At 49.2% G+C, this 6,746-nt stretch carries 6 protein-coding genes; all 6 read right to left on the reverse strand.

Translation table 11 applies throughout. The features are described from left to right. Window positions 1–14: 14 nt before the first annotated feature. Window positions 15–1,598, reverse strand: a complete 1,584-nt coding sequence (locus ACZOWY_RS05705; protein ID WP_484393707.1) for a dipeptidase — start codon at window positions 1,596–1,598, stop codon at window positions 15–17. Window positions 1,599–1,627: 29 nt separating this feature from the next. Continuing rightward, window positions 1,628–1,861, reverse strand: coding sequence for a hypothetical protein (locus ACZOWY_RS05710; protein ID WP_484393708.1), 234 nt, complete (start codon window positions 1,859–1,861; stop codon window positions 1,628–1,630). 480 nt (window positions 1,862–2,341) lie between these two features. Continuing rightward, window positions 2,342–3,340 (reverse strand): ABC transporter substrate-binding protein, encoded by a 999-nt coding sequence (locus ACZOWY_RS05715; protein WP_484393709.1) that lies wholly within the window; start codon window positions 3,338–3,340, stop codon window positions 2,342–2,344. 264 nt (window positions 3,341–3,604) lie between these two features. Further along, entirely contained in the window at window positions 3,605–4,249 is a 645-nt protein-coding gene (locus tag ACZOWY_RS05720; RefSeq protein ID WP_484393710.1) for a TetR/AcrR family transcriptional regulator, read from the reverse strand. 111 nt (window positions 4,250–4,360) lie between these two features. After that, complete coding sequence (locus tag ACZOWY_RS05725; RefSeq protein ID WP_484393711.1) at window positions 4,361–5,461, reverse strand: threonine synthase; 1,101 nt, start codon at window positions 5,459–5,461, stop codon at window positions 4,361–4,363. Window positions 5,462–5,809: 348 nt separating this feature from the next. After that, the gene (locus ACZOWY_RS05730; RefSeq protein WP_484393712.1) at window positions 5,810–6,580 is read right to left on the reverse strand and encodes a rubredoxin; all 771 of its coding nucleotides are present in this window, start codon (window positions 6,578–6,580) and stop codon (window positions 5,810–5,812) included. Window positions 6,581–6,746: the final 166 nt, after the last annotated feature.

A 6,746-nucleotide genomic window follows, 5' to 3' on the forward strand; every position in this document is an offset into this window, starting at 1 on the left:
CTTTTTCATTATCATTAATATTTCTCCGGCGTATCCGCCTGCGGCTCTTTCGCATACCGGACGCCCGCGCCGCCATTGTATTTCTTCAACAATTGTATATAAAGCTCTTTCCATTCGCCGAATACTTTGAGCGCGTTCCCGTTAAGTTTTTCAGCAAACGCTTCCCCGGAAAGGCCGCGGGACGATTTGACCAGTTGCAACGAGTCCGCTTCCGCTTTCCGTACTGCCTCGCTGACCAGCGGGTACATGACGTTGAAATATCCCTGCGATAACGACATGACCTGGTTCGACGCCCAGTACATCTTCGCGGGGTCGTAGGTATCGCGCATCGCGTGGCGGTACGCTTCCGGCATGGCCGCTACCGCAAACGGAATAAAGGAATTCTCCAGCGGCGTATTCATGGCACACCAGACAACCGGCGAAGGAAACGCGGCATCGGCCTGTACGATATGCGTATAACTCGTCTTCGCCGACAGGATGGAACGTTCGCCCTTTTCTTTACCGTAATGGTACGGCGATCCGTACAGACCCGCCAACGCGCTTCCGGATTTATCGAATTCCGTATCCTGATAATAATCCCGGTGCATCTGCATAATGTCGCCGACGCTCAGTTTTTTGTCGGGACGGACGGACAACGGATAGGACTCCGAATCCCAATTCCCCACCTTTGCCGGCAGCCCTTTGGACGGCGCGGCCAGGCTCATCCCGCGCCAGACGCGGCGTTTGGAATAATACGGGTGGTTGTGCTCTTTTGCTTCTAACGATTTTACCCAGTCCAGATTCCCTTTTTCATCATACACAGCCCAGCCTGCGTCTTTCAGCATTTGCGGAAGGCGCGGGTTAAACATCTGGTCCGGGTCGCCTTCCCTCACAGCGCGGATCCGCAATTCGTTGGCTGCAATGAAAAACTCCCCGTCCGGGATCCGTTCAGCAATCCAGAACCCGCCTTTCCCGTCGGGCGCCGGCTGCATCTCCAGCACCCATCCTTCCTCTTTATCGGCTACAACCAATGTCTCGGCGGTTCCCCACAAACCGTATTCGTCAATCAGGCGGCCCATCAGTTCAATCGCTTCCCGCGCCGTTTTGCAGCGTTCAAGCGCCACGCGCCCAAGCTCCGCAGCGTAAAAAATCCCGCCACCCTTTTTAAAAGGAGCTTCCGGCAGGCGCGCGGACAAGTCGGTGCATTCGCCGATCATCAGCCCGTGTTCGTTGGCCACGGGATAATTACCGTCAAGATACGCATAGGTGTGTTCGGCTTCGGGAATATACCCCAGCGGCCTGGTCTGCGGCTTGCCGGGGAAATTCCAGCCGTCGCCCCGTTCCGCCGTCACAAGGCTCGGTTGGGAAAAACAGTTGTATTCCGGCATTTCACCCAGCGCGGCAGGCGAGGGATACACGGGACGGAGACGGCCTTTTGGATGATCTTTTGCCGGCACGTAGACAAGGTTCACTTCCGCGCCGAACCCGTCATTGGAATGGGATACCATCACGCTCCCGTCCGCCGACGCGCCTTTGGTCACCAGCGTAACAGTGCATGCTTCCGCGCTCAGGCCTATAAGCGAAAGCAACACCATACCTGTCAGAACTTTTTTCAACAACCTGATCCCCTCCTTGCAGTTTTTGCAACTTATTTCATTTCAACTGCAACAACAGCAAAAGTAATGGCGCCCGCTTCGTCAAAAAACTTTAGCAGCTCCTCACCATCGTACTGTGCAATCAGTTCTTTACAGCGGGCAACTGCCTTGGCCTTATCGTTGTTCAACGCATCGGCGTACGCTTTTGCATCCGCTTCCGTTTTAAATGCACAATCAATTACTGTTTGAGATAAATTAAAACTGCAGGTGATGACAAAGATTCGCATGCTGCGGGCTCCTTTCCATGAATAACGCTTACCTGTTTTGTCGGAATCATATCCGGCTCGTCTCTGTTTTATAGTTATTAATACTAATCTATTTTATCACATACTCACCAATTGGAACAACGAATGCATGTTAATTCTTTCAGCTATACTAAAAATCCCCGTGGTACATAAAACGGGGGCAGGTCACGTCACTAAAACAAACAACAATTTTTCATACTAAAACAAAACAGCCGTGGAATTTCCACGACTGTTGAATCATTTACCGCGATAAATTGGAGTTTACTTCCTGAATGCAGTCATAAGCATCAGTTTAAAATAACGCACTGCACCGGATTCGACAGAACCGGAAAGGAAGGAGACTTTAAAAGTTCTGTCAAATCCGATTGTGATGCAGCGCCATTATTTACGGTTCGTTCCGGCTTCCTGTGACAAGCAGGATCTTTCTGCTGCCTTGCCGTTGTCTGTCAGCAAATTATGTGCTTATTTCGCGCCGGCCGGTTTGATTTCGTCGGTAATATGATAGTAATCCAGCGGATAAATATGCGCGTACCCGACTTTATCAGTGTTATAGACGAAGCAGCTGTTATAGTAACCGTCCACCAGGATCGCCGCTTCATCAATCAGGATCTGCTGGCACTGCTGCATCAGTTCGGCATAACGTTTCTGGTCCGTGGTTACACGCAGTTCTTCATAGGCCTTATCGTAGGCATCGCTCTTGAAACCGCAGAAATTATCCTTGTTCTTGCTCCACCAGTTGCCCATAAATACGGTAGGTGATCCGGCAATCATTACATTCCAGTTGTTATTGTCAAAATCGTAATCACCGGCAACCAGCTCGTAGCCCACATGCGGTTTGAAACTCTTAATCATGTACGGACCGGTACCAATGACACCGGTGTCAAGGTTCTTGGTGTTCTTAATATCAAGGATACACATGGTGGGATCCGCCAGATTGGCCGGCATGTTCGCATAAACCTTTTCAGATTTAATGGTAATGGTTCCTGCAGCATCGTCAGCCGTAACCACTGCCTTGGCATCCAGGAACTTGGTCGGGTTGGAAGATCCTTTCTTACCGGCTTCCCGGATCCAGTCCAGATATTCCTTGACCTTGGTAGCTGTCATAGCTTCGCCGTTGCTGAACTTAACACCTTTGCGAAGTTTGATGACCCAGGTCTTGTTGCCGTCGCTGGCCGTTGCAGATTCCGCCAGACAGGGAACCGGTTTTACATGATCGTCAAACCGGAACAGCGCCTGACCGATACCGTAGCGGGTCAGATTCCAGGCTGTATTAACCTGAGCGGCCGGATTGAGATAACCTTCCGAATACATCTGGCTGCCAAAGTTTAACGTCTTGACAGCAGTTTTACCGTCCTTCGCCGGTTCCGCCTTCTTGTCACCGCCGCCACAGCCTGCCAGCAGACCGCAGGTTACAAGACCTGCCACCAGCAAAGCCGCCGATTTCCTGGTTAGTTTTTTCATAGAGCTCATTCCTTTCTGCATTTTTCCTGAATTATTAGTATATAATTCTAATAAAAAACTTTTCTTAAACTGTCGGTATTATACAGCAATTTTTTCTTATTGTCAATGTGTAAATACCGCACTTGTATAATGTAATACTGCATTAAAGCAGTATTCAGCAAAATAAAAATGCGCCGTTATGAAACCAACAGCGCAATAAATTGATAGTGTATCCTATTATTTAGAAATAAATCTTACGGTATTTTTTGTCACTCCCCCTGCGTATCAGACGTTGTCCGTCAGGGCCTGCAAAATCAGTTTAATGTACGGAATGAATTCGTCGGCAAACGGATTGGTTCCATGTCCCACATGCGGATACACGGGAATGTGCTGGATCTGTTTATATTCCAGGCTGGCAGGATACCGTGCCAGCGCAAACATATGCAGATACTCCACAAATTGGTACACTTTTTTTTCGGTAAATGATGGAAACAGCAGTTGGACGACTTTTCGCAGTTGCTGGAAAGAGGCGTGCATTTTCGCGCGGAAGTTTATGTGCGCTTCTTCCGTCGCGTCTTTCAGGATCACGGTGTTGACGATGCTGAACAAACCCGCCATCCGCTGGTGCCGCAACCATAACGCGTTCCATTCCCTGCAGAAAGCGTCTACGTCCTTTACTTCTTCCGTGAATGTCTGCGCGGCATCAGTTACGTACCTTTCAATGTCCTGCAGCAGTAATAACAAAAAGATATCTTCCTTGCAGGAACAATAATGATACAGCAGATTCCGGGTAAAATTTACGCGTGACGCGATCTTTGAAAACGTAATCTTTTCGTAGCCTATATCATCATACAGCGCGGCGGTTGCGTCAATAATCTGCTGCACCCGTACCCGTTTCTGTTCTTCCCCGTTTGCCCTTCGAAAATCCATAGGTACCCTCCATTATGCGGTTACTCTTTTAATCATTATAACATAACAGCCGCGGAAGTTGAATTTCCACGGCTGTTGAATCGTTTACAGTGGTAAATATAAGAACTTGTATCAGTGATCTGACTTGAGTCCGGCGCCGCACATGGTAATCAGGCTGTCCGGCGTCCTGCCGTGAAGCTCGCAGTATTTCAGGTACGCCGCGTAGTTGCCCGCCGTGGTGTGCTCGCAGTAAATGCCTTTCGCCGCCAGCGCGGCGCGGGCCGGCAAAATCGTTTCTTCCGGAATCTCCACGATTTCCATATCGTATTTATAAATCTTTTCCAGAATTTCCTCACCACGCATGGGCTGACCGATGGCAATGCCTTCCGCCAGCGTCGGCTTCGGCGTAACCGCGGCCGGTTCTTTCAGTCCCTGCCGTTTTGCTTCCGCAAAGGGTGCGCAGTGTTCACTCTGGATAGCGATCACATTGGGCATTTCGGGAATCACACCGCTGGCCACAAGGTGCTCCAGGCCGAAGACCCCGCCCAGGAACAGGGTCCCGTTCCCCAACGGAATAAAAATGTTCCGGGGAATCCGGTGCAGCTGTTCGTAAATTTCATAAATGTAGGTTTTCGTTCCTTCATAAAAGAACGGATTGTACACATGGTTCGCGTAATACTTTCCTTCTTCTGTAACTTTCGCCCTGCACACATCCGCGCAGTGGTCGCGGGAACCGGGCACCACATTGGCCACGGCCCCGTGGGCTTTAATCATGTCGATCTTTTTCGGCGACGTCCCTTCCGGAACAAAAATCTCGCAGTGGATACCCACGCGTCCGCAATACGCTGCCACGCTGTTGCCCGCGTTGCCGCTGGAATCCTGCACCACGTCCGTCACGCCGATGGACTTGCAGTGGGAAACCAGGACCGCCGCGCCCCGGTCTTTAAAAGACAGCGTCGGCATGAAATAATCCATCTTCAGCATCAGGTCTTCGTCAAAGGGAACGATGGGCGTCATGCCTTCGCCCATGGTGACGGCTTTCCACGTTTCGTCCGCCAGGGGCATAAAGGCACGGTAACGGAAGATGCTCCATTCGTCCTTATCGATCAGCGCCTCGTCAAACTTTGGCAGTTCATACTGCAGTTTCCACAGGCCGCCGCATTCGCATTTCGGCGCCCGCGTCGTTACGTCTTCCACTTTTCCGCATTTCGTGCAAACATACTTTACTTTCATACTGTCCCTCCCGTCATCACGCAAATCATTACTATCAAGAATTACAAATTGTATCCGGAAACCATTGTTTTTTTACTATTATAACAAAACAGCCGCAGAAAATAAATTCTACAGCTGTTGAGGAAAACACGAATTTACCACTCTTCTATTTACGCGAGATCCGACGCATCCACATCGGTAACAATCTGGCCGTCTTTCTTTCCGTATGATGAGTTTCACTTTACCGGCAGTTTCGCCGTCACCCCGCAGCCAGATAATATCATTCAGCGTTTCGTTCAACATTGCGCTGAAACAAGATGATGTAAAATAAAAGAAGCCTTCCATACAGGCTTCTTTTATTTTTAATATTTATGCTCTGTTATATTTATCCTTACTCTGACGGCAGCGCGGACATTTCCAGTCAGCGGGCAGGTCTTCAAAGGCTACGCCGTCATGCTCCGCTGGGTCATAAACGTAACCGCAGATACTGCAGATCCATTTGCCAGTCGCTTCTTTTGAAGCAATTTCGTAATCAATGGGCGGCATTTCCGGCGGATTATCCAGGTCGGTCACCCGTTTGGCTTCCAGATTTTCATAGCCCAGAGGCGTATGGGTAGAACAATAGACTGTCGGGTTTTTCCGGATAAATTCACGCACACGGTTCAGGGTATCCCGCGCTGCTTCTTTATCTTCGTAAACAACGGAAAGTTTGTTTGCATACAGTGCTTCATCCGTATAGGTCACGTCGCCGTGCATCATATAGAACAGACCGTCGCTTTCCGCAATGATGATGCTGTTTCCCTTGGTGTGGCCTTTGGCAGGCAACAGGTAATTACCCGCCGTATTTTTTAATACATTTTCATAAAACGACCGATGCTCCATTAACGGTGTACAAAGAACCCTCAAAAGCTGAGGCCATGTATAGATAACGTTCTTTTCCGCAAATAACGCCTCCGATTTACGATTGTATATCCAGGCCAGCAGCTGATACTTATCCTGAAAATAATGATAAAAGATGGTGGATGTCAGACCGCAGTTCTGCACAATCTCTTTCACCGTAATCTTTTCTACAGTTTTAGTCCTGGCAAGCTCCATAATAGAAGCCGCCAGTAATTCTTTAGTAGTCTGCCGGATGATCATACCCGCTTGTCTTGCTCCCCTTTCGTAAATCTATCTAATCTCTCACTTCTGTTTTTACGATTTCTGCTTTACACGCAGCGGCCCCCTGTTGATATTTACCAGTTGGTAAAAAATCATGCACGTAAGTTTCCGCACCCTGCCTTGTTGCAAATGCGGTCACTATGGG

Source organism: Succiniclasticum sp. (assembly GCF_056977735.1).